A 21,875-nucleotide genomic window follows, 5' to 3' on the forward strand; every position below is an offset into this window, starting at 1 on the left:
GAAAGCCCCATGCAAAGTTATCAGCAACCCCTGCGCGTTGGTGTCGGCGGCCCGGTCGGTTCCGGCAAGACCGCGCTGCTTGAAGCGCTGTGCAAGGCCATGCGCGACCACTATGAAATCGCCGTGGTAACCAACGACATCTACACCAAGGAAGACCAGCGCATCCTCACCGAGGCCGGCGCCCTGGCCCCCGAGCGCATCGTCGGAGTGGAAACCGGCGGCTGCCCGCACACCGCGATCCGCGAAGATGCCTCGATGAACCTGGCGGCGGTGGAAGAGCTGGCGCGCAAATTCGGCAACCTCGAAGTGATCTTCGTCGAGAGCGGCGGCGACAACCTCAGCGCCACCTTCAGCCCGGAGCTGGCCGACCTCACTGTGTACGTGATCGATGTTGCCGAAGGCGAGAAGATCCCGCGCAAGGGCGGGCCGGGGATCACCAAGTCGGATTTCCTGGTGATCAACAAGATCGACCTGGCGCCTTATGTCGGCGCTTCGCTGGAGGTGATGGAAAAGGACACCTGGCGCATGCGTCCGGAAAGACCCTGGGCCTTCACTAACCTCAAGACCGGGCAGGGGTTGCAGCGGGTGATTGATTTCATTGTCGAGCGGGGGATGTTGAAAGTGTCGGTGTAGCCAAAAGCATCGCGGGGCCGCGCAATCCTGTGGGAGCGGCGGTGCGACGCCTCGACTTGCCCCGCGATCAATCTATCTGCGCCCCACAAAAGGCAACAACATCCCGACCTTGCGCTGATACTGCCGATACTGCTCGCCAAACAACTGCACCAGGTCCTTCTCCTCCAGCAGCGTGCCCATCAGGATGTACAAGGTACTCACCCCGGCAAACAGCAAGTGGCCAACCGTCATGTGCGGCGTCGCCCAGAAACTCATGACAAAGCCCAGGTACAACGGGTGGCGCACCAGCCGGTACAGCCAGGGGGTCTTGAAGGCGCTGGCTTCGCCGGGGTGTGGGCGAAAGGCGTCGAACGCCTGCTTGAGGCCGAACAGTTCGAAGTGGCTGAGCAGGAGGGTGGCCAGCACCAGGATGATCCAGCCCAGCCAGTAGAGCGCCTCGATCAGCCCGCGGGCCGGTTGCGCCTGGACATCCCACAGGGTCAGGGGAATCGGTTGCCAGAGCAGGAACAGCAGGCTCAGCGCCAGGCTGCTGAACAGCACATAGGTGGCCCGCTCGATGGGCGCCGGTACCCATTGCAGCCAGAACTGCTTGAAGCCCTTGCGCGCCATGCCGCTGTGCTGCAGGGCGAACAGGCTGATCAGCAGCACATTGATCGGCACCGCGAAGTACCAGGCGGTCGGCGGGCCGGAGTTGATGTCCTTGGGAACTTCCGGGGGGCCAATAAAGCCCACGAAGTACGCCAGCACCAGCATGGAGAACAGGTAACAGACCAGGCTATAGAGCAAGCCGAGGCATTTGCGCAGCAGGGGGATCTCGTCCATGAGGGGTTCCTTTCAGTCAGCACCTGAACGTCCTGCTCAGGTGGGGTGCAACGGCTGAACCCTTAACCCTAGACCAGTACAACGGCTGCCAGACCCGGTGGGGCAATCAGCCGCAGCTCAACTTTGCCCGGCGAGCCTGCTAGAGTCGCGCCCCTTAACCAATCAATCCAGTGCAGGAGGCAGCTTTGATGATGTGCAGTCAGTGCGGTAACGACCACGGCGATGAACTGGGCGAACTTGCGTTTCGGCGCCCGGATGCGCTGTTTGCGCTGGCCGCCGAGGAACGCCAGAGCAAGGTCAGGGAAAGCAACGACTGGTGCGTGATCGCCGGCGAGCGGTTTTTTTTGCGGGCGCTGCTGCCGCTGGCCGTGGCGCAACTCAACGACAGCTATTGCATCGGTATCTGGGTCGAACTGCAGCCGGCGGATTTCGAGCGCGTCTGTGAGCTCTGGCGCGATGAGCGCCAGGCCGCCGAGCCGCCTTTTACCGTGCGCCTGGCCAACAGTATTCCGACCCTGGCAGAAACCCTGGGGCTTGAAGGCCTGCTGCAGTTGAGCGGCCCGACCTCGCGCCCCAGTGTGACTCTGGCCGCCAGCAGCCACCCGCTGGCCGTGGAGCAGGCCAAGGGGATTTCCCTGCACCGTGCCCATGAATACAGCCAGGTGTTTGCCTGACAGGCTCAGGCCTTGAGCGTGGCCATGTCGATGACGAAGCGGTACTTCACATCGCCGGCGATCATGCGGCTGAAGGCTTCGTTGATGTTACCGATATCGAGCATCTCGATGTCGCAACTGATGCCGTGCTCGGCGCAGAACTCCAGCACTTCCTGGGTTTCGGCGATGCCGCCGATCAGCGAGCCGGCCAGCACCCGGCGCTTCATTACCAGGTTGGCGGCGTGCAGCGCCGGGTCGACCGGCTCGATCAGGCCGACGAGAATGTGTACGCCGTCGAACTTCAAGGTCTGCAGGTAGGGGTTGAGGTCGTGCTGGACCGGGATGGTGTCGAGAAGAAAATCGAACCGCTCGGCCGCGGCGCGCATCTGCGCTTCATCGGTGGACACGATCACGTGATCGGCCCCCTGGCGCCGGGCTTCTTCGGCCTTGGCCGGCGAGCGGGTGAAGAGGGTGACTTCGGCGCCCATGGCCTTGGCGAACTTGATGCCCATATGGCCCAGTCCGCCCATGCCGAGAATGCCCACGCGGTCACCGGGCTTGACCCCGTAATGCTTGAGCGGTGAGTAGGTGGTGATGCCGGCGCAGAGGATCGGCGCCGCGCTGGGCAAGTCCAGGCCTTGTGGAATGCGCACGACAAAGTGCTCGCTGACGACGATGCTGCTGGAGTAACCGCCCATGGTGTTGCTGCCGTCGACCCGGTCGGGGGTGGCGTAGGTCATGGTCGGGCCTTGCAGGCAGTATTGCTCCAGGTCCGCCTGGCAGGCTTCGCAGTGGCGGCAGGAGTCGACCATGCAGCCCACGCCCACCAGGTCACCGACCTGATAGCGGCTGACCTTGGCGCCGACGGCGGTGACCTTGCCGACGATCTCGTGGCCGGGCATCAGCGGATACACGGCGATGCCCCACTCGTTGCGGGCCTGGTGGATGTCGGAGTGGCACACGCCACAGTAGAGGATCTCGATCGCCACATCGTCGGCGCGCGGGCTGCGGCGCTGGAAGGTCATGGGCGCCAGGGGCGTGGTGGCGGACTGGGCGGCGTAACCGATGGCTGTGTACATAGGGCCTCAATAAACGGTGATCGGTGAAGGCTGCGCATTCTGCGCATCCAGCGTCGGCTCGCCTATCGTCATTCCTCCGCCAGTCATGCCTAAAACTCCGTACTTGGTCGCCGGGTGCTGGCGCCTGGCCGCGAAGCTGCGATCATGTCAGTGTCCAATCCTCCGTGCGGTTTTTCATGCAGCTCACTCGCCACTCCGATGCCAACGCCACCCTCTGTACCCTGATCCGCTCCCTGGCGCTGCGCCCGGGTTTTGTCGACACGCCACTTGCCCAGGTGCAGGTGCTGTCGGCCAGTCACTACGTGGCCAGCAGCCCGCAGATTTACGAACCGAGCCTGATGATCCTCGCCCAGGGCAGCAAGCTGGCGCGCCTTGGGCCGCGTACCCTGGAATACGGCGCCGGGCATTACCTGGTGCAGGCGCTGTCGGTGCCGTTCATGTGTGAGACCTTTGCCACCGAGCAGGAGCCGCTGCTGGGGGTGTCGGTGGCCATCGACCGCGGCGTGCTCGGGGAGCTGGTGCAGAGCATGGGCCTGGCGCCAGACCGGGCGATCACGGCGCAAACCCCGGAGTCGATGACCTCGGCGGCGCTGGATGAGGCCATGCGCGACAGCGTCGAGCGTTTGCTGCGCTGCCTGCTCGACCCGCTGGACTGCCAGGTAATGGGCCAGGCGCGGGTGCGGGAGGTGCTGTATGTGGCCTTGCGCGGGCCGCAGGCCGGGGTGTTGCGGGCACTGGTCGAGCAGCAGGGCCACTTTGCCCGCATCGCGGCGGCGCTCAGCTACTTGCGCGAGCACTATGCCGAACCGCTGAGCGTCGAAGCGCTGGCGGCGTGCGCGAACATGAGCGCCTCGACCTTTCACGAGCACTTCAAGCGCAGCACCTTGCTGTCGCCGATGCAGTACCTCAAGCGCCTGCGCTTGCTCAAGGCCCAGCAGATGCTGATCGGTGAGGGCATGGGCGTGGCCCAGGCGGCGCACCGGGTGGGCTACCAGAGCACCTCGCAGTTCAGCCGCGAGTACAAGCGCCATTTCCAGCGCAGCCCGGGGGAAGAACAGCCGTATCTGTGACCCGGCCTGGCTCTCGTCTGCTTACACATTGTGGTTTAAGGTGGGCACCTGCCTCTCATGACAGGGATCGATCATGAAACACCCGCTTTTGCAGCCCCTCGTTGTCGCGCTGTTGCTGGGCGCTGCCGTGCAAGCCCCGGCGGCGTTGCCCAGCGCGCCGTCGTATATCGACGATAGCCTGTATTCCCCGGCTGCCAAGCAGCGCATCCTGCCACCGATGTTTGCCCAGACCCTGGCCAGCACCCGTTACCTGGCCAGGCCGGACAACCCGCTGATCACCCAGGCCGAGGCGAGCGAATTTCGCCAGACCAGCAACTATGACGAAACTCGTGCCTACATGACCCGCCTGGCCGCCGCCTCCGGGGGCAGCATCGTGCTCAACGACCTGCCGGAGAAAAGCGCCGAAGGCCACCCGATATTGATGGCCATCGCTTCCCTTGAGGTCGACAAGTCGCCGGCCGGGCTCAACGAGTCGGGCAAGCCGACGATTTTCGTCGAAGCCCAGATTCACCCCGGCGAAGCCAATGGCAAGGACGCGATGTTCATGCTCCTGCGCGACATGACCACTGGCGATAAACCGCTGGCTGCGTTACTGGAGAAGGTCAACATCCTTTTCATCCCTACCGTCAATGTCGACGGCGACCTGCGCCGCAGCGCCTACGGGCGCATCAACCAGAACGGCCCGGATGAAACCGGCTGGCGGGTCAACGGCCTGAACTACAACCTCAACCGCGATTTCACCAAGCTCGACAGCGCCGAGATCCGCAACGTCGCCTGGGTGTTCAACACCTACCAGCTGAGCTTTTTTGCCGACACCCATTCCACCGACGGCGCCATGTACCCCTACGACAGCTCCTATTGCCACAACGGCAACGGCTGGTCGCCGGCCAGCAGCGCCTGGATCGACAAGGTCATGCGCGCACCGGTGTACCAGGCGCTGGAGGCCGACGGCCATGTGGTGCATGAATGCATCAGCCTCAACAGCAACCAGGACCCGACCCAGGGTTACTACCCGTACCGCACCGACTACGCGCGCTTTTCCAACCAGTACGGCGACATCCGCAACGTGCCGTCGATCCTCATCGAGCAGCACGCCTTGCACCCGTATCAAACCCAGGTGCTGGGCAACTACGTGATGCTCAAGAGCATGTTCCAGGTGATTGGCGACCAGGCCACGTCGCTTGGCGAAGCCATCCGCCAGGACCGCGAACGCCTCGAAGCCCAGGAGCAGGTGACCCTCACCTGGAAACCGGGCAAGGCCCAGAGCACCGCCTTTACTGTCGGTGACTATCGCTATGAGCAGTCGCCGATCACCGGTGCCAGGACCCTCGTCTGGAGCAACACGCCGAAGAAGCTCAGCGTGGCGGTGACGGGCAACACCGAGCCCGACCTGGTGGTCAAACGGCCTAAACAGTATGTGGTGCCGGGCCAGTGGCGCGAGGTGATTGCCCGGCTCAAGGCCCATGGCATCCACATGACCACCCTCGACAAGCCGACGCCGATTGCCGTCACCCTGTATCGCATGGACCAGGTAAAAGTGGCGGGGGGCTTCGAGCCCGATCGCACCCAGGTCAACCAGATCCCGGGCTACGAAGGGCGCTTGCTGGTCAGTGGCGTGGCCAAGCCGCTGGAGCGCTTGCAGACCTTCCCGGCCGGCTCGGTGGTGATCGATACCGACCAGCCGCTGGGCGTGCTGGCGGTCAACCTGCTGTACCCCGAAAGCCCCGACTCGTTTCTGGGCCTGGGGCTTTTTCAATGCGACCCTGGTGGCGGCGGAAGAACCTGAGGAATACGTGATGGAGCCGATGGCGCGCAAGATGCTCGCCGAAAGCCCCGAGCTCAAGGCCGAGTTCGACAGCAAGCTCAAGGGTGACAAGGCCTTCGCCGCCAGCCCCAGCGCACGCTTGCACTGGTTCTACCAACGTACGCCGTTCTATGACGTCAATGCCTTTGTCTATCCGGTGGGGGCGGTGTACTGAAGCGGTATCGATCGGTCTGAAAAACGGTATTGGTCATACGCAAAAACCGTGATCTATAAAGGCTCTGGTCTTCCCGCCCGAGCCTTTATGCATGAACACCCGCCGTCGTTCACTGATTGCCGCCAGCATGGCCCACGCCGTGCACGACGGCCTCACCGATGTCATCTACGTCTTGCTGCCGCTGTGGCAGGCGCAGTTTGCCCTGAGCTTCGCCCAGGTCGGCCTGCTGCGTGGCGCCTACGCCGGGATGATGGCTGGCCTGCAATTGCTGGCCAGCCGCGCGGCAAAACGCTGGGGCCGTGAGCGTCTGCTGGTCGGCGGTACCGCCCTGGCCGGGCTGGCCTACCTGGTGGCTGGCCAGGCCGGGGGCCTGGGTATGCTGCTGTTCGCCTTGTTGCTGGGCGGCCTCGGTGCCAGTACCCAGCACCCGCTGGCATCGTCGTTGGTCAGCGATAGTCATGAGGCCGGCGGCGAGGTCAAGGAGGCGCTGGCGCACTACAACTTTGCCGGTGATATCGGCAAGATGCTGGTGCCCGCCGGAGTCGGCCTGTTGCTGGTGGTGACCAGCTGGCAAACCAGCGTCACCGTGCTGGGCATCCTTGGCCTTGCGGCCGCTGCGCTGCTCTGGTGGCTGATCGCGCCGCAGCCGTCGGCGGCGCCGGGCGTGCGCAAAGCAGTGATTGCTGTTGGCAGCGACTCCGCCAGCGGCCTGGCCGCCTTGCTGCTCACCGGCACCCTCGACAGTGCGGTACGCATGGGCTTTCTCACCTTTCTGCCGTTTCTGCTGCAAGCCAAGGGCGCAGGCTCCGCCGGTATCGGCCTGGCGCTGATGCTGCTGTTCGTCGGCGGCGCCTTCGGCAAGCTGCTGTGCGGCTACCTGGGCGCACGTATCGGCATGATGAAAAACCGTGTGGTGCACCGAGTCGCTCACTGCGCTGCTGATCGTGTCGATGCTGTACCTGCCGCTGACGCCGATGCTGGTGCTGTTGCCGCTGTTGGGCCTGGTGCTCAATGGCACCTCGTCGGTGCTCTACGGCGTGGTGCCGGAGCTGGCGGGGGCGGGCAGGCGCGACCAGGCCTTTGCCCTGTTCTACACCGGCACCATCGGCGGCGGCGCCCTGGCACCGGTGGTGTTTGGCGCTGTTGGCGATAGCGCCGGCATCACCACGGCGGTGATCAGCCTGGCGGCACTGCTGCTGCTGACCCTGCCGCTGTCCTGGTGGGTGGAGCGGCAACTGCAATCGGCTTTGCCGACGACCGTTTAGTCATAGCGGCGCAGGCTGGACGCTCTTGCACCCCTGTGTCACTGTCGGCGCCACCGTTCGGCAGCAAACAGGGGTGGCCAATGCTCAGCAGTACCCAGTTCAAGGCGTTCAATCGTTGTGTCCTGCAACTGGCGAGCTTGGCCCGCGAGGGTGGCGGCTCGCACTTCATCGCCGAGGGCCTGCAGGCGTTTCGCGCAATAGTGCCGTTTGCCTCGGCCTGGTGGGGCGAGATGTCTGGGGTTGGCGCAACCGCTGCGCCGCAAAGCTGGATGCACGGGCGCATCGACTTGCCGCCGGCCTTTGCCCGCGAATGGAGCGAGGTTGCCGGCATCGACTGTTTCGCCCACACCACCCTAGCGCGGCCAGGGCAGGTGGTGCGCGACAGCGAGTTCACCGACCCCAACGAGGCGGTCAATGTCTTCGCCCGCCGCTACGACCTCTATCACCTGATGTGCATTACCTTCGAGCTGCCGCAAAGCGGCCTGAACTTTTACGTTTGCCTGTACCGCGGCGAGCACGACGCTGCCTTTTGCGAAAGCGAAGACGGCTTGTTCGCCGCCTTCTGCGAGCAGCTGCTGCAACTGTGGCGCTTCCAGGTGCAGGACATGATCCGTCTCGATACCGGCAACGCGGCTGCCGATTTCGCCATTGCCCGTCTCGATGGCAGCTTGCTGTATGTGGGCGCGCGGGTGTGCGCGGCAATCGAGCAGGCGCTGCCGGGCTGGAGCGGCTCGTTGCTGCCGCCCCAGGTGTGCGCGCAACTGGCCAGGGCGCCGTGCGTGATGCGCCTCGGGCGCAGCAGCCTGACCCTCAGCGCCAATGGCAAGCATGTGATTGTGTCGCTGGAAGCACCCGCGCCAGGGGTGCTGCTGGCGCCTCGCGAGCGCACCGCAGCCATGCTGTTTGCCGCCGGGCACTCCTACAAGGAAATCGCCCGGATGCTGTCCTTGAGCCCGGCGACGGTGCGCACCTACCTGCGCAATTGCTACGTGCAACTGGGGGTCAAGAGCAAGGTGGAGCTGGGTGCGGCGTTGCGCCTGTCGATGCCGGTGGCGGAAAAAACCGCCTGACCCTCCTCATTTGCAGAGGTCCATTGCCGCGCTGCGCGCTATAGGGTGTCACCAGCCCTATAACAACAAGAGAGCGCTGCAATGCAACGATTGATCCCCACGCTGTTGGCCACTGCCCTGGCCTGTGCTTCGCTGCCGGCCCTGGCCGCCGCCGACCTGGTGCTGTTCAACGGCAAGGTCTACACCGGCGAACCCGGCCAGGGCCTGATGCAAGCGGTTGCGGTCAAGGATGGCAAGGTCCTGCAAGTGGGTAGCGATACGCAGATCCAGGCCCTGGCCGACGCCCACACGCAACGCATCGACCTGGCCGGCAAGGTGCTGATGCCCGGCATGATCGACAGCCACAGCCACCCGGTGGTGGCGGCCTACGACAGCCTCGGCGCCAACCTGCAGGATGAGGTCAAGCCGCTGCCCGCGCTTGAGCAGTGGATCCTTGCCGAGGTCGAACAAGGCCGTGGCAAGGCTGGCGATGTGATCAGTGTCGCCGGGGCGAGTTCGGCCTACTGGGACAACAGTCGCGAACTTGGCCAGTTGTTCAACCAGGGCCGCTGGGCCACTCAGCCGCTGGTGCTCAGTGGCATCGACGGCCATACCGGCTGGGCCAACCAGGCCATGCTCAAGCGTATGCAGATCGACGCGGCGTGGGTCAAAAGCCTGTCCGAGCAAGACCGCAGCTATGTCGGCCACGAGGCCGACTTCAGCCCCAACGGCTACTTCGCCGAAGCGCGCTGGGACCAGGTCCGCAGCCAGATCCCCGCAGCCAGCCAGGAGGTGATGCTCAAGGCCGCACGCGAGGCGGTCAGGGTCAACAACCAGTATGGCGTCACCGCCTGGATGGATGCCGCAGCCAATGCCGGCAGCGGCGATTCGCTGTTCGATTTCAAGGCCACGGCGCAAACCGTTGGCGTGCTGCCGTTGTACCGGGCGCTGGCCGAGCGCGGTGAGCTCAATGCCCATGTCGCGGCGCTGATGATCACCAACCCCAAGAGCCGGCCGGCCGACCTTGAGGTGCTGGCCCAGGTCGTGAAGCAGTTCGAGGGGGTGCCCAACCTGAGTTTCCCGGGCATCAAGGTGTTTGTCGATGGCGTGCTCGAGTACCCCGGGCAGTCGGCGGCGGTCATCACCCCGTACAGCAACAGCCACAAGAACGGCCAGTTGTTGATCGAGCCGCAGCATTTCGGCGAGCTGGTGGCCGCGGCCGAGCAGCGCGACTGGATTGTGCACATGCATGCGGTCGGTGACCGGGCGGTGCGCGAATCGCTCAATGGCGTGGCCTATGCACGCACGCTGCAAGGCAAGCCGCTGGCGCACAGCATCAGCCATCTGCAGATGGTCGACCCCAAGGACTTTGCGCGCTTCAAGCAACTGGGGGTGATCGCCTCCATGCAGATGCTCTGGGCGACCGCTGAAAACTACACCGTCGAGCTGGTCAAACCCTACGTCAGTGCCCAGGGCTACGCCTATCAATACCCGGCGCACTCGCTGCAACAGGCCGGCGCGCTGATCGCCGGCGCCAGCGACTGGCCGGTGTCCAGCCCCAACCCGTGGAATGCCATTGCCCAGGCCATGACCCGCAAGGGCCCGCTGGGGGTGCTCAATGCCAAGGAAAGCGTCGACCGCCAGGTCATGTTCCAGGCCTACACCCTCAACGCCGCCAAGGCCCTGCGCCTGGAACGGCAGATCGGCTCGCTGGCGCCCGGCAAGCAGGCCGACCTGATCGTGCTCGATCGCGATGTGTTCAAGGTCAGCGCCCAGGAGCTGTTCGACACCAGGGTGCTCAAGACCTACTTCGCCGGCAAGCAGGTGTACGCCAGCGAGTCCTGACAGCGCCGTTACCCGCACACGCATAACAACAAGGGTCTGGTATGAACACACGCTTGCTCATTGCTTTCGCCTGCCTGGCGCCGCTGACGGCCCAGGCATTGACACTCAACGATTCCTTCAGCCTCGACATGAGCCTGGCCGCGACCAGCGACTACCGCTCCCGGGGCATCTCGCAAAGCCTCGGTGATCCGGCGCTGCAGGCCGGCGCCACGCTGATGCACAGCAGCGGCCTGTACCTGGGCGCCTGGACTTCGACGGTGGATTACGGCTTCGACTACAAGACCCGCCAGGAAATCGAGTACTACGCCGGCTGGTACTGGCAGGCCAGCGATGCCATCAGCCTGGATATTGGCTACCTCAAATACAGCTACCCCAAGGAAGGCCAGTTCAACATGAGCGAGGTCTACGCCATCCTTGACCTCTATGGGCTCAAGCTGGGCGCCTATTACTCAAGCGATGCGCCCAACGCCTTTGGCAAGGACCAGGACACCCTGTACAGCTATGTTGCCTACAGCTTCGCCTTGCCGGCCGAGGTCGGCCTGGAACTGCGGGCAGGGCGCAACGATGTCAAGGACCCGGCGTTCTGGTCGGCCAGTGGCGATGACCGCAATGCATACTATGAGTGGGAGGCAAAGCTGAGTCGCGAGTTTGTCGGCGTGACCTGGGGCTTGAGTTACATCGACACCGACCTGTCCAAAAGCGAGTGCAGCAATTGGTATGGCTATGACGACCTGTGCTCGGCGACTGTGGTGGTGAGTGCCAGCAAGGCGTTCTGAGCCGGCATCAATCCAATGCTGAAGGCAGCGCCGAACCTGTGGGAGCGGCGGTGCGACGACTCGACTTGCCCCGCGATCGAGTGCGCAGCGCTGGTAATTTTCTGGCTGCACAAAGCCCATCGCTGGCAAGATGGGCGCAGTCCGGTAGAACGAGCGTTGTATGCCCCACGCCAACGATCACACGCCATGGCAGGTTTTCCTGATCTTCCTGCGCCTGGGCCTGACGTCGTTCGGTGGCCCCGTCGCCCACCTTGGCTTTTTTCGCCAGGAGTTTGTCAGCCGTCGGCGCTGGCTGAGCGAGCGCAGCTATGCCGACCTGGTGACGCTTTGCCAGTTTCTGCCGGGCCCTGCCAGCAGCCAGGTCGGCATCGCCCTGGGCCTGTCGCGCGCAGGTTACGCCGGGGCGCTGGCGGCCTGGCTGGGATTCACCCTGCCTTCGGCGCTGGCCCTGACCCTGCTGGCCCTGGGGCTGGGCGGTTATGCCGAGGCGGTGCCGGCTGGCATTCTCCATGGTCTTAAGGTGGTGGCGGTTGCGATTGTCGCCCAGGCGGTGTGGGGCATGGCCCGCACGTTGTGCCCGGATGCGCCGCGGATTGTGCTGATGCTGGCATCTGCCGGCCTGGTGCTGTTGCTGCCCGGTGCCGGGGCGCAGGTGGCGGTGATGGTTGCAGCGGCTGGCGCGGGGTTGATGCTGCTGAAACCGGGCGACAGCGTTGTCCACGAGCCTTTGCCGATCGGGGTCAGCCAGCGCGCTGGCGGCTGGTGGTGGCTGCTGTTCTTCGCCCTGTTGCTCGGTTTGCCGCTGCTGGCCGGGCTTTGGCCCGATCCGACCTTGAGCATGATCGATGCCTTCTACCGCACCGGTGCGCTGGTGTTCGGTGGCGGACACGTGATGTTGCCACTGCTGCAGGCTGAAGTGGTGCCCACCGGCTGGGTCGGCAACGAGACGTTTGTGGCAGGTTACGGCGCTGCCCAGGCAGTGCCCGGCCCCTTGTTCACCTTTGCCGCCTTTCTTGGCGCCTCGATGCACGGGCCGCAGTCCGGCTGGCTGGGGGCGGTGCTGTGCCTGCTGGCGATCTTCGCCCCGGCGTTCTTGCTGGTGTTCGCGGCGTTGCCGTTCTGGGAACGCCTGCGCCGCAACCCGCGCCTGCAGGCGGCGATGCTGGGCGTCAATGCGGCGGTGGTGGGGCTGTTGCTGGCGGCGTTGTATCAGCCGCTGTGGACCAGCGCCATTGGCCAGCCGCTGGATGTTGTCCTGGCGTTGCTGGTGCTGGTCGCACTAATGGCCTTCAAGCTGCCGCCCTGGCTGGTGGTGATCGCCTGTGGCCTGGGCGGGCAGTGCTTGAGCCTGTTCAGATAAAAATCGTGCCGCGCAGGTACAGCGCCGCCTGGCCACTGATGATCACCCGGCCGTTGTCGAGCACTTGGCAATGCAACTGGCCTTTGCGCAGGCCGCCTTGCTCGGCGCTGAGGCTGCGCTTGCCCAGGCGCGCGGCCCAGTAGGGCGCCAGCGAGGTATGGGCAGAGCCGGTGACCGGGTCTTCATTGACGCCTACCCGCGGGCCGAACCAGCGCGAGACGAAGTCAACCTCGCGGCCCGGGGCGGTGACGGCGATGCCGCGCACGTCAAAGGCGGCCAGGGCGGCGAAGTCGGGGGCAAGCGCTGCGACCAGCGCCGGGTCGTCGACCACCACCAGGTAGTCATCGGTGCGGTACAGCGCCTCGATCCGCTCAAGCCCCAGGGCCTGCAACAAACCCTCGGGCACGGCCGGCGCCTGTGGCTGGCGGGCCGGGAAGTCCATGGCCAGACGAGCGCCGTCACGCCGAACGCGCAACTCGCCGCTGCGGGTGGCAAAGCGCAGGGTGTCGCGTTGTTCGCCCAATTGCTCGAACAGCACCCAGGCCGCCGCGAGGGTGGCGTGGCCGCACAGGTCGACTTCTACCGTCGGGGTAAACCAGCGCAGCTCGAACAGCTCGCCATTGGTGACCACGAACGCGGTTTCCGAGAGGTTGTTTTCGGCGGCAATCTGCTGCAGCGTCGCGTCTGCCAGCCAGGCTTCAAGCGGGCACACCGCCGCCGGATTGCCGCCAAACGCCGTGGCTGAGAACGCGTCTACCTGGAATATTTCAACTTGCATGGGTCATTGCTGTCCGTTGTCTGTTGCCCGGAGCTGCTCCAGATAGTTGTAGATGGTGTAGCGGGTCACGCCGAGCGATGCCGCGGCCTTTTCGATGCCGCCCTTGACCAGAAACAGGCCGCGTTCCTGCATCAGCCGCACCGCTTCACGCTTTTGCGCCGTCTTCATGCCGAGCACACCGCCGGGGCAGGCGTCGTGAATGATCTCGGCCATCAGCTGTTGCAGGTCCCTGGTCTCGTCCGCCACCGGCGCGGCCGCACTGGTCAGGCCCAGCAGCCCGCCGAGCAACTGGTGCGCAGCTTCGACGGCGCTCAGATCGGCATTCACGCACAGGCTGGCAAACGGCTGCCCGCTGCTGTCGCGATAGACCACGGTAGCGCTGCGCAAGGTGCGGCCGTCGGGGGCGAGGGTGGCGTAGTTGTCGACCACGATCGGCTCGCAGTTGCTGCGATCGTCCATGGCCCGGCGCACCGCGGCAAAGCCCAGATCATGACGCGGGCTGCCGAGCAGCGAATCACCGACGCGGCGCCCGGTGACATGGCCGTTGGCGATGGCGAGGATCGAGCGCTCAGGGTTAAGCAGGTCGTGCAGGACAACCTCGGTATGGTTACCGACGACCTGGCTGAGCATTTTCAGGGTGCTGTGCAGTACGCCGAGGATAAGTTGCTGTTCGTGGTTTTTTGCTGGGCAAACCTTCATCGCAGCCTTCGTGGGCGTTGGACGGTGAAGGTAGGCTATCAACGTAAATTTTAAATATCAACACCGTGTTGAATTTGCTGTTTGTAGTCGCAGCAACCGCTCGACCTGCGCCAGCTCCCAGGTGCTGAGCAAGCTCACCGGATCTGTGCCCCATTGCCAGCTGTCCAGCGTGCCTACACGGCCATCGCTGCTGCGGCAGGCGAGGCAATGGTGCAAGTGGCTGCCGTCGAAATCCAGGTGCAGGCGCCAGCCATCGATGTCGATCTCAACCCCGACACGGCGCAACGGTCGAACGCCGAGGGCGGCGTCACGCAGTTGCTGGCAAACCTCGCGGGCACTCAGGGCTGGCATTTTTTATGGCTCTTCACGGAATTGAGGGTCGGGATGTTGAGGCTGTGAGTTTATCCATTCAGTGTGGGGCCGGCAGCCGCGCCACATCAAATGGATAAGCCCGCAGCCGTAGCCGCAACATCCCAACCCAACCTCCATGAAGAACCAGTTTTTTCACCCTGAAAAGGTGGCGGCTTAGCATAAAGCCTGCCGGCGCCAGTGTCAGCCGGTGCCCGGGCTTGATCTGCGCCTGCCAAGTGCGTAGCGTCCGCGCCCTGGTCCTTTGAGAAATTGCTATGACCCTGATGGAACGACTCTTCACCTGCGCGTTGGGATTGAGCGCAATTGCCCCGGCCGTGGCCGCCGACAGCCTGGCCATTGAACACTGGACCCAGCCCAGTGGCGCGCGGGTCTACCTGTTGGCGCAAAGCCAGGCCAGCGACCTGCAGATTCAGGTCGACTTCGATGCCGGCAGCCGCCGCGACCCACAGGACCAACCGGGCCTGGCGGTGCTTGGCGCGGTCCTCGCGGTGGAAGGTGTGCACGCCCAGGGCGACGCCCCGGAACTGAACGGCAACGCGCTGCGCATGGACTGGATGCGCCTGGACAGCCAACTCAATACCCAGGTCGATGCCGACCGTTTCAGCTACATCCTGACCATTACCGATAACAACCCCCAGCGCCAGGCCGAGGCCAGCGCCTTGCTCGGCCGGCAGATTGCCGAGCCGGCCTTTGCCGGCAGTATCTGGTTTCGCGCCAAGCCCTATTACATTCGCCAGGTCAACGGTGAAACCACCAAGCGTTTTCCCGGGGTAGGGCATCGCTTTGCCCAGGCGCTGTACGGCGACCACCCTTATGCCCGCGAGCTGACCCGCCCGGGGCTGCAGCGCAACAAGCAGATCGACCTGTACGAATACGCGCTGCCGTTCGGCTATGCCCTGACCCCGGCCATGCTCGAACGTACCCGCATGGAAGATCTGCGCAGCCATTACACGGCAATGATGCTGCCGTGCCGGGCCACGGTCAGCCTGGTCGGCAAGCTTGACCGGGCCCAGGCCGATGCCGTGGCCAGCGCGGTACTGGGGCGCTTGCCGAGCGGTCAGTGCACGGCATTGCCGGCGCTGCCCAAGGTGCAGGCCCTGAGCCAGGCCAGCCACCAGCAGATCGAGCCACAGCAAGGCACGATCTGGATACAGATCGGCCAGCCGGCGGTGCCGCGCAGCGACCCGGACTTTTTCCCGTTGCTGCTGGGCAGCGACATTCTCGGTGGCGAGCACTGGCCGACGCGGCTCAATCGGGCCATCGGCCAGGCGCTTGGCGGTGATGTCAGTTGGCAATCGGCCAGCTATTTCGCCATGGGCCAGCAAGCCGGGGCGTTTGTGATCTCTGTGGAAGTGAGCGCCGGGTACCAGCAGCAGGCCGAGCAGGCGGTTCATCAAGCGTTGGCACGCTTTGTCAGCGAAGGCCCGAGCCCGGAGGAGCTGGACGAGGCCAAGGCGCGTTTGCTTGCCCATTTTGACGGTACCAGCCGCCAGCGCCTGCTTGAGCACGTGGCGCAGGTCGCCTTGAACCAGCTGCCGGACGACACCCTGGTGACCTGGCGCGAGCAGCTTGAGGCGGTGACGCCTGCGCAAGTAAAAGCGGCATTCCAGCGCGTCGTACAGCCGGGTAAACAGGCGACGGTGGTGGCGGGGCAGGACTACTGAGTTTACCCCGCGATCAGCCGCGCAAAAAATCCGGGGTATTGAAATTGCTCAGGCGCGGGTCTCCCTCGGCGCACTCCAGCGCCCGTAGCGGGTGCTGGCGCAAGGTTCGCTGTACCCCCCGGTCGCCGGCGTCCCAGGCGTGCTGCAAGTCGCTGCGCAAGGCGCAGGGGATCAGGCTGAACATCGGCTGCCAGTAACCACCCTGGCGAATCATCGCCGGTTGCTGCTGGTCATTGGCCAGGTTCATCAGCTCAAGGATCAGTGCCTGGTCAATCAGTGGCGCATCGCAGGCCAGCACCAGTATCCAGTCGTGGCGCGCCACTGCAAGCCCGGCCAGTACTCCGGCCAGCGGCCCGGGGAAGTCCGCCTCGGCGTCGCCGACCAGTTGATCGGCATAGGCCCGGTAGCGGTCCTGGTTGCGGTTGCAGGAGATGATCAGGTCGTCGGTCAGCGGCCGCACCACGGCGTGGATGTGGGCGATCAGCGGCTGGCCCTGCCAGTCGAGCAGGCCTTTGTCCTGGCCGCCCATGCGCTGGCCACGGCCACCGGCAAGAATGAGGATGGAGCAGGGAGGCGGGGCGGCGGGCATGGTCAGGGTTCCTGGCAGTATCAGCCGCTCACCTTCCCATGCACGCCGCGGTCTGTCCAGATCAGCTGTCGCTGGCTTCTGGCGCAGGGGCTTGAGCCTTGGCCCGGCGTTTGCCGGTCAGGCGCATCACCACAACAAAGAACACCGGCACGAACACCACCGCCAGGGTGGCGCTGAGCATGCCGCCGATCACCCCGGTACCGATCGCCTGCTGGCTGGCGGAGCTTGCGCCGCTGGCAATTGCCAGGGGCACCACGCCGAGGATGAATGCCAGCGAGGTCATGACGATCGGCCGCAGGCGCAGGCGCGCCGCCTGCACGGTGGCATCGACCAGGTCGTGGCCTTCATCGACCAGGCTCTTGGCGAACTCGATGATGAGGATGGCGTTCTTCGCCGACAGGCCGATCAGGGTGATCAGGCCGACCTTGAAGAACACATCGTTGGGCATGCCGCGCAAGCTCACCGCAAGCACCGCGCCGAGCACTCCCAGCGGTACCACCAGCAGCACCGAGGTCGGGATCGACCAGCTCTCGTACAAGGCCGCCAGGCACAGGAACACCACCAGCAGCGACAAGGCCATGAGGATCGGCGCCTGGGAGCCGGACAAGCGCTCCTGCAGCGACAGCCCGGTCCATTCCAGGCCCATGCCCAAGGGCAGTTGGTCGACCAGGCGCTGGATCTCGTTCATCGCCTCGCCGGAGCTATAGCCCGGTGCCGGCTCGCCCGACACGGCAATCGCCGGGTAGCCGTTGTAGCGGGTCAGCTGCACGGGGCCGGTGATCCACTTGGCCTGGACGAACGCCGACAGGGGCACCATCTTTCCGCTGCTGTTGCGCACGTGAATTTTCAGCAGGTCATCGACCTGGCTGCGCTGGTCGCCTTCGGCCTGCACCACCACGCGCTGCATGCGCCCCTGGTTGGGGAAGTCGTTGACGTAGTTGGAACCCACCGCAGTGTTGAGCACGTTGCCGATATCGGCAAACGACACACCCAGGGCGTTGGCCTGCTTGCGGTCGACTTCCAGCTGCACCTGCGGGCTTTCGGCCAGGGCGCTTTCGCGCACGTTGACCAGCACCGGGCTCTTCTCGGCGGCGGCGAGCAACTGGTCACGCGCCGCCATCAGCCCGGCATGGCCGAGGCCGCCGCGGTCCTGCAGGCGGAACTCGAAACCGCTGGAAGTGCCCAGGCCGTCCACCGGCGGTGGCAGCACCGAATAGGCGATGGCGTCCTTGAGCTGGCTGAAGGCGGCGTTGGCGCGGTCGGCGATCGATTGCGCGCTGTCGTCGCTGCCGCGTTCGGACCAGTCCTTGAGGGTAGTGAATGCCAGCGCCGCGTTCTGGCCGTTGCCAGAGAAGCTGAAACCGAGAATCAGCGTGCTGTTGCCCACGCCAGGTTCGGTGGCGTTGTGCGCCTCGATTTGCGCCGCCACCTGTTCGGTGCGGGCGCGGCTGGCCCCCGGCGGCAGCTGGATGTCGGTGATGGTGTAGCCCTGGTCTTCGGTGGGCAGGAACGAGGAGGGCAACTGGCTGAAGCCGTACACCAGCCCGGCCACCAGCACCGCGTAGACCAGCAGGTAGCGACCGCTGCGCTTGAGGGCCTGGATCACCCAGCGCTGGTAGCCGTTGGTCATGCTCTCGAAGCGGCGGTTGAACCAGCCGAAGAAGCCGGTTTTTTCGTGGTGCGAACCCTTGGCAATCGGCTTGAGCAAGGTCGCGCACAGGGCCGGGGTCAGGCTCAGGGCGAGGAACGCCGAGAACAGGATCGACACTGCCATCGACACCGAGAACTGCTGATAGATGACCCCCACTGAGCCTTTCATGAAGGCCATCGGCAGGAATACCGCCACCAGTACCAGGGTGATGCCGACGATGGCGCCGCTGATCTGGCTCATGGCCTTTTTGGTCGCCTCGCGCGGCGCCAGGCCTTCCTCGCTCATGATCCGCTCGACGTTCTCGACCACGACGATGGCGTCGTCCACCAGGATACCGATGGCCAAAACCATGCCGAACAGGGTCAGGACGTTGACCGAGAAGCCCAGCGACAGCATCACCGCAAAGGTGCCCATCAGCGCCACCGGCACCACCAGGGTCGGGATCAGCGTGTAGCGGATGTTCTGCAGGAACAGGAACATCACCGCGAACACCAGGGCCATGGCTTCGAGCAGGGTGGTGATCACCTGCTGGATCGAGACCTTGACGAACGGCGAGGTGTCGTAGGGGATGTCGAACTTGGCCCCCGGCGGCAGGTAGCGCGACAGCTCGCTGAGCTTGGCTTGCACCAGGGTCGCGGTTTCCATGGCGTTGGCGCCGGGCGACAGCTGCACGCTGAAGGCACTGGTCGGCTTGCCGTTGAGGCGGGTGCCGTACTGGTACTCCTGGCTGCCGATCTCGACCCGGGCGACATCGCCAATGGTCACGGTCGAACCATCGGGGTTGGCGCGCAGGACGATGTCCTGGAACTCCTGGACCGTGCTGAGCTGGCCCTTGATCACCACGTTGGCGGTGATTTCCTGGGTGCCGGTCCCCGGCAGGTCGCCGATGCTGCCCGGCGCCACCTGGGCGTTTTGCGCGGCAATGGCCTCGTTGACGTCATCGGGGGTGAGGTTGAAGCCGATCAGCCTGGCCGGGTCGATCCAGATGCGCATGGCCCGCTCCGAACCATACAGCTGGGCCTTGCCGACACCCTTGAGGCGGCGGATCTCGTTCATCACGTTGCGGGCGAGAAAATCGCTCAGGGTGACTTCGTCAAGGCTGCCGTCCATGGCCGTGAGGGTCACCATCAGCAGGAAGCCGGTGGAGACTTTCTCGACTTGCAGGCCTTGCTGGGTGACCGGGCGCGGCAAGCGCGACTCGACCACTTTAAGGCGGTTCTGCACATCGACCTGAGCCAGGTCCGGGTTGGTGCCCGGTTCGAAGGTGGCAGTGATGGTGGCGCTGCCCAGGCTGCTTTGCGAGCTGAAATAGAGCAGGTTGTCGGCACCGTTGAGCTCTTCCTCGATCAGGCTGACCACGCTGTCGTCGATGGTCTGCGCCGAGGCACCCGGGTACACGGCGTAGATTTCCACCTGCGGCGGCGCCACGTCGGGGTACTGGGCCACCGGCAATTGCGGGATGGCCAGGGCGCCGGCAAGCAGGATGAACAAGGCGACCACCCAGGCGAACACCGGGCGGTCAATGAAAAACTGCGGCATGAATCAGGCCCTCACTGGCCGTTGGACTGAACGATGGGGAGGGCGTCCTTGCCCGCGTTGTCGACCTCTACCTGGTCGCCGGGGCTGATGTGCTGCAGGCCTTCGACCACCACCCGGTCACCGGGGGCCAGGCCTTCGCTGACGATCCAGCGGTCGTTCTGCACACTGCCCAGCACCACCGGGCGTTCGCTGACGCGCTGTTCGCCATCGACCAGCATGACCTTCGGCTTGCCGGCGCTGTCGCGCAGGATGGCCCGCTGCGGCACGCTGATGCCTTGCTGCTTGACCGCCTGCTCCAGGCGCACGCGGATGAAGCTGCCCGGCAGCAGGTCGAGGTCGGGGTTGGGGAACTCGCTGCGCAGGGTGATCTGGCCGGTGCTCGGGTCGACGCTGATGTCCGAGAACAGCAGTTTGCCCGGCAGCGGGTAGGGCGTGCCGTCGTCCTGGATCAGCGTCGCGCTGGCCTGGTCCTGGCCCACCTGCTGCAGTTCGCCGGCACGCAGGGCGCGGCGCAGGACATTGAGTTCGCGGGTCGACTGGGTGACGTCGGCATGGATCGGGTCGAGCTGCTGGATGGTCGCCAGCGGTGTGGTTTCGTTCTGCCCGACCAATGCCCCTTCGGTCACCAGGGCGCGGCCGATGCGTCCGGAAATCGGCGCGGTGACGGTGGCGTAACCGAGGTTGAGCCTGGCTCGCTCAAGCGCCGCCTTGGCCGCGGCGACGTCGGCATCGGCCTGCAGGAAGGCGGCGCGGGCATCGTCGTGCTGCTGGCGGCTGATGGCATTGATGGCGATCAGTTCGCGGTAACGCTGATCCTGCAGGCGCGCCTGGTAGCGCGTGGCCTCGGCGCGGGCCAGGGCGGCGCGGGCACTGTCGAAATCGGCCTGGAACGGCGCCGGGTCGATGCGAAACAGCACATCGCCCTGTTTGACGTCGCTGCCTTCGCGGTACACGCGCTTGAGCACCACGCCGGCCACCCGCGCGCGCACTTCGGCAGTGCGCGGGGCGAGGATGCGGCCATTGAGCTCGGTGGTGATCGCCAGCGGCTGCACCTGCACGGTCTCGACCCGCACTGCGCTGGGCGGGGCCTTTTCTTCGGCAGGCGATTTGTCGTCGCAGGCGCTCAGGGCGAAAGTGATCAACAACAGCGGCGCCAGGGCGCGCAGACGGGCGGGACTTGAACTGGACATGCGGATCTTCCGAAAATGACCCGGCAATGCTAAGGCAGGCGACCGACGGGCAACAGTTAAGCTGTGTAGGCCATGTGTAAAAAAGTGTGAAGCTTTATCCTGCGAGCGCGTGAGCTCTTATATCCTGCCTGACTTTCCCAGCCTGTCAAACTGCCCATGCCCAATATTCTCCTGGTCGAAGACGACTGCGCCCTGTCCGAACTGATCGCCAGCTACCTGCAGCGCAACGACTTCAGCGTCAGCGTGATTGCTCGTGGCGATCACGTGCTGGCCGAGGCGCGGCGCAACAAACCGGACCTGGTGATCCTCGACCTGATGCTGCCGGGCCTCGACGGCCTGCAAGTGTGCCGGCTGTTGCGCGCCGAGTCCCAGGCCCTGCCGATCCTCATGCTGACCGCCCGCGACGATAGCCACGACCAGGTGCTGGGCCTGGAAATGGGCGCCGACGACTACGTGACCAAACCGTGCGAGCCACGGGTGCTGCTGGCGCGGATTCGCACCTTGCTGCGCCGCAGCAGCATCAACGAGCCACGCCTTGAGAGCGACCTGATCGTGGTCGGCGGCCTGCGCATCGATCTGGCCGAGCGCAATGTGTTCTGGCGCGAGCAGCCGGTGGAGCTGTCCAGCGGCGAATTCAATCTGCTGGTGGTGCTGGCGCGCAATGCTGGCGTGGTGCTCAGCCGCGACCGCATCCTCCAGCAACTGCGCGGCATCGAGTTCAACGGCACCGACCGCTCGGTGGACGTGGCGATTTCCAAGCTGCGGCGCAAGTTCGACGACAGCGCCGGCGAGGCGCGCAAGATCAAGACCGTGTGGGGCAAGGGGTATCTGTTCAGCCGGGTCGAGTGGGAGTTCTAGCGGC

At 65.0% G+C, this 21,875-nt stretch carries 17 protein-coding genes and 2 pseudogenes; 11 read left to right on the forward strand and 8 right to left on the reverse strand.

Annotation, left to right across the window (positions count from 1 at the left end):
• The first annotated feature begins 9 nt into the window (after nt 1-9).
• Nucleotides 10-633: an urease accessory protein UreG gene (gene ureG / locus LOY34_RS11915; RefSeq protein WP_045198646.1), complete on the forward strand. Its 624-nt coding sequence runs from the start codon at nt 10-12 to the stop codon at nt 631-633.
• 72 nt (nt 634-705) lie between these two features.
• On the opposite strand, the gene mddA is transcribed toward ureG, so the two are convergent.
• On the reverse strand, nt 706-1,455 hold the full coding sequence (gene mddA / locus LOY34_RS11920) for a methanethiol S-methyltransferase (RefSeq protein WP_195883878.1): 750 nt from the start codon (nt 1,453-1,455) through the stop codon (nt 706-708).
• A 188-nt stretch (nt 1,456-1,643) separates the two neighbouring features.
• On the opposite strand from mddA, the gene LOY34_RS11925 reads away from it, so the two are divergent.
• A complete protein-coding gene (locus LOY34_RS11925) occupies nt 1,644-2,129 on the forward strand; it encodes a DUF2199 domain-containing protein (protein WP_195883879.1) in 486 nt (161 codons plus the stop codon).
• Between the two features lie 5 nt (nt 2,130-2,134).
• On the opposite strand, the gene LOY34_RS11930 is transcribed toward LOY34_RS11925, so the two are convergent.
• Nucleotides 2,135-3,187: an NAD(P)-dependent alcohol dehydrogenase gene (locus LOY34_RS11930; RefSeq protein WP_045198652.1), complete on the reverse strand. Its 1,053-nt coding sequence runs from the start codon at nt 3,185-3,187 to the stop codon at nt 2,135-2,137.
• A gap of 176 nt (nt 3,188-3,363) precedes the next feature.
• Between LOY34_RS11930 and LOY34_RS11935 the strand changes: the two genes are divergently transcribed.
• The 7 genes and pseudogenes from LOY34_RS11935 to chrA all read left to right on the forward strand — a co-directional run bounded on the left by LOY34_RS11935 (nt 3,364) and on the right by chrA (nt 12,531).
• A complete protein-coding gene (locus LOY34_RS11935) occupies nt 3,364-4,257 on the forward strand; it encodes an AraC family transcriptional regulator (protein ID WP_045198654.1) in 894 nt (297 codons plus the stop codon).
• Between the two features lie 73 nt (nt 4,258-4,330).
• A pseudogene (locus LOY34_RS11940) lies at nt 4,331-6,236 on the forward strand (M14 family metallopeptidase).
• A gap of 91 nt (nt 6,237-6,327) precedes the next feature.
• Nucleotides 6,328-7,501, forward strand: a pseudogene (locus tag LOY34_RS11945) (MFS transporter).
• An 80-nt stretch (nt 7,502-7,581) separates the two neighbouring features.
• Nucleotides 7,582-8,571, forward strand: coding sequence for a LuxR C-terminal-related transcriptional regulator (locus tag LOY34_RS11950; RefSeq protein ID WP_258664875.1), 990 nt, complete (start codon nt 7,582-7,584; stop codon nt 8,569-8,571).
• Between the two features lie 81 nt (nt 8,572-8,652).
• The gene (locus LOY34_RS11955; RefSeq protein WP_195883883.1) at nt 8,653-10,395 is read left to right on the forward strand and encodes an amidohydrolase; all 1,743 of its coding nucleotides are present in this window, start codon (nt 8,653-8,655) and stop codon (nt 10,393-10,395) included.
• A 41-nt stretch (nt 10,396-10,436) separates the two neighbouring features.
• Nucleotides 10,437-11,171 carry a TorF family putative porin gene (locus LOY34_RS11960; RefSeq protein ID WP_045198667.1) on the forward strand — a complete coding sequence of 245 codons (735 nt, stop codon included), beginning with the start codon at nt 10,437-10,439 and terminating at the stop codon, nt 11,169-11,171.
• A 160-nt stretch (nt 11,172-11,331) separates the two neighbouring features.
• Nucleotides 11,332-12,531, forward strand: coding sequence for a chromate efflux transporter (gene chrA, locus LOY34_RS11965; protein WP_258664880.1), 1,200 nt, complete (start codon nt 11,332-11,334; stop codon nt 12,529-12,531).
• Here the strand turns inward: chrA and LOY34_RS11970 are convergent.
• Genes LOY34_RS11970 through LOY34_RS11980 form a run of 3 tightly spaced genes read right to left on the reverse strand, consistent with a single transcriptional unit; the run spans nt 12,524 to nt 14,359 of the window.
• Nucleotides 12,524-13,309, reverse strand: coding sequence for a PhzF family phenazine biosynthesis protein (locus tag LOY34_RS11970; RefSeq protein WP_195883885.1), 786 nt, complete (start codon nt 13,307-13,309; stop codon nt 12,524-12,526). The two genes, chrA and LOY34_RS11970, sit on opposite strands and share 8 nt — an antisense overlap.
• A gap of 3 nt (nt 13,310-13,312) precedes the next feature.
• On the reverse strand, nt 13,313-14,008 hold the full coding sequence (locus LOY34_RS11975; protein WP_195883886.1) for a transcriptional regulator: 696 nt from the start codon (nt 14,006-14,008) through the stop codon (nt 13,313-13,315).
• Between the two features lie 57 nt (nt 14,009-14,065).
• The gene (locus LOY34_RS11980) at nt 14,066-14,359 is read right to left on the reverse strand and encodes a hypothetical protein (RefSeq protein ID WP_195883887.1); all 294 of its coding nucleotides are present in this window, start codon (nt 14,357-14,359) and stop codon (nt 14,066-14,068) included.
• A gap of 284 nt (nt 14,360-14,643) precedes the next feature.
• On the opposite strand from LOY34_RS11980, the gene LOY34_RS11985 reads away from it, so the two are divergent.
• Nucleotides 14,644-16,044: a pitrilysin family protein gene (locus tag LOY34_RS11985; protein WP_195883888.1), complete on the forward strand. Its 1,401-nt coding sequence runs from the start codon at nt 14,644-14,646 to the stop codon at nt 16,042-16,044.
• Nucleotides 16,045-16,057: 13 nt separating this feature from the next.
• Here the strand turns inward: LOY34_RS11985 and mobA are convergent, their stop codons facing one another.
• The 3 genes from mobA to LOY34_RS12000 all read right to left on the reverse strand — a co-directional run bounded on the left by mobA (nt 16,058) and on the right by LOY34_RS12000 (nt 21,013).
• On the reverse strand, nt 16,058-16,633 hold the full coding sequence (mobA, locus tag LOY34_RS11990) for a molybdenum cofactor guanylyltransferase MobA (RefSeq protein ID WP_195883889.1): 576 nt from the start codon (nt 16,631-16,633) through the stop codon (nt 16,058-16,060).
• 61 nt (nt 16,634-16,694) lie between these two features.
• Nucleotides 16,695-19,823: an efflux RND transporter permease subunit gene (locus LOY34_RS11995; RefSeq protein WP_195883890.1), complete on the reverse strand. Its 3,129-nt coding sequence runs from the start codon at nt 19,821-19,823 to the stop codon at nt 16,695-16,697.
• Between the two features lie 11 nt (nt 19,824-19,834).
• The gene (locus LOY34_RS12000; protein WP_195883891.1) at nt 19,835-21,013 is read right to left on the reverse strand and encodes an efflux RND transporter periplasmic adaptor subunit; all 1,179 of its coding nucleotides are present in this window, start codon (nt 21,011-21,013) and stop codon (nt 19,835-19,837) included.
• Nucleotides 21,014-21,169: 156 nt separating this feature from the next.
• Between LOY34_RS12000 and LOY34_RS12005 the strand changes: the two genes are divergently transcribed.
• Complete coding sequence (locus tag LOY34_RS12005) at nt 21,170-21,871, forward strand: response regulator transcription factor (protein WP_045198685.1); 702 nt, start codon at nt 21,170-21,172, stop codon at nt 21,869-21,871.
• The last annotated feature ends 4 nt before the right edge of the window (nt 21,872-21,875 follow it).

The organism is Pseudomonas sp. B21-009, from assembly GCF_024749345.1.
In the GTDB taxonomy this organism is placed as follows: Bacteria; Pseudomonadota; Gammaproteobacteria; order Pseudomonadales; family Pseudomonadaceae; genus Aquipseudomonas.

Bases quoted from the DNA above. Each gene is read 5' to 3' on its own strand.
- LOY34_RS11925 (WP_195883879.1), top strand. From the start codon at position 1,644: ATGATGTGCAGTCAGTGCGGTAACGACCACGGCGATGAACTGGGCGAA.
- LOY34_RS11995 (WP_195883890.1), bottom strand. From the start codon at position 19,823: ATGCCGCAGTTTTTCATTGACCGCCCGGTGTTCGCCTGGGTGGTCGCC.
- LOY34_RS12005 (WP_045198685.1), top strand. From the start codon at position 21,170: ATGCCCAATATTCTCCTGGTCGAAGACGACTGCGCCCTGTCCGAACTG.
- LOY34_RS11935 (WP_045198654.1), top strand. From the start codon at position 3,364: ATGCAGCTCACTCGCCACTCCGATGCCAACGCCACCCTCTGTACCCTG.
- mobA (WP_195883889.1), bottom strand. From the start codon at position 16,633: ATGCCCGCCGCCCCGCCTCCCTGCTCCATCCTCATTCTTGCCGGTGGC.
- ureG (WP_045198646.1), top strand. From the start codon at position 10: ATGCAAAGTTATCAGCAACCCCTGCGCGTTGGTGTCGGCGGCCCGGTC.
- LOY34_RS11950 (WP_258664875.1), top strand. From the start codon at position 7,582: ATGCTCAGCAGTACCCAGTTCAAGGCGTTCAATCGTTGTGTCCTGCAA.
- LOY34_RS11960 (WP_045198667.1), top strand. From the start codon at position 10,437: ATGAACACACGCTTGCTCATTGCTTTCGCCTGCCTGGCGCCGCTGACG.
- LOY34_RS12000 (WP_195883891.1), bottom strand. From the start codon at position 21,013: ATGTCCAGTTCAAGTCCCGCCCGTCTGCGCGCCCTGGCGCCGCTGTTG.
- LOY34_RS11980 (WP_195883887.1), bottom strand. From the start codon at position 14,359: ATGCCAGCCCTGAGTGCCCGCGAGGTTTGCCAGCAACTGCGTGACGCC.
- chrA (WP_258664880.1), top strand. From the start codon at position 11,332: ATGCCCCACGCCAACGATCACACGCCATGGCAGGTTTTCCTGATCTTC.
- LOY34_RS11955 (WP_195883883.1), top strand. From the start codon at position 8,653: ATGCAACGATTGATCCCCACGCTGTTGGCCACTGCCCTGGCCTGTGCT.
- mddA (WP_195883878.1), bottom strand. From the start codon at position 1,455: ATGGACGAGATCCCCCTGCTGCGCAAATGCCTCGGCTTGCTCTATAGC.
- LOY34_RS11970 (WP_195883885.1), bottom strand. From the start codon at position 13,309: ATGCAAGTTGAAATATTCCAGGTAGACGCGTTCTCAGCCACGGCGTTT.
- LOY34_RS11930 (WP_045198652.1), bottom strand. From the start codon at position 3,187: ATGTACACAGCCATCGGTTACGCCGCCCAGTCCGCCACCACGCCCCTG.
- LOY34_RS11975 (WP_195883886.1), bottom strand. From the start codon at position 14,008: ATGAAGGTTTGCCCAGCAAAAAACCACGAACAGCAACTTATCCTCGGC.
- LOY34_RS11985 (WP_195883888.1), top strand. From the start codon at position 14,644: ATGGAACGACTCTTCACCTGCGCGTTGGGATTGAGCGCAATTGCCCCG.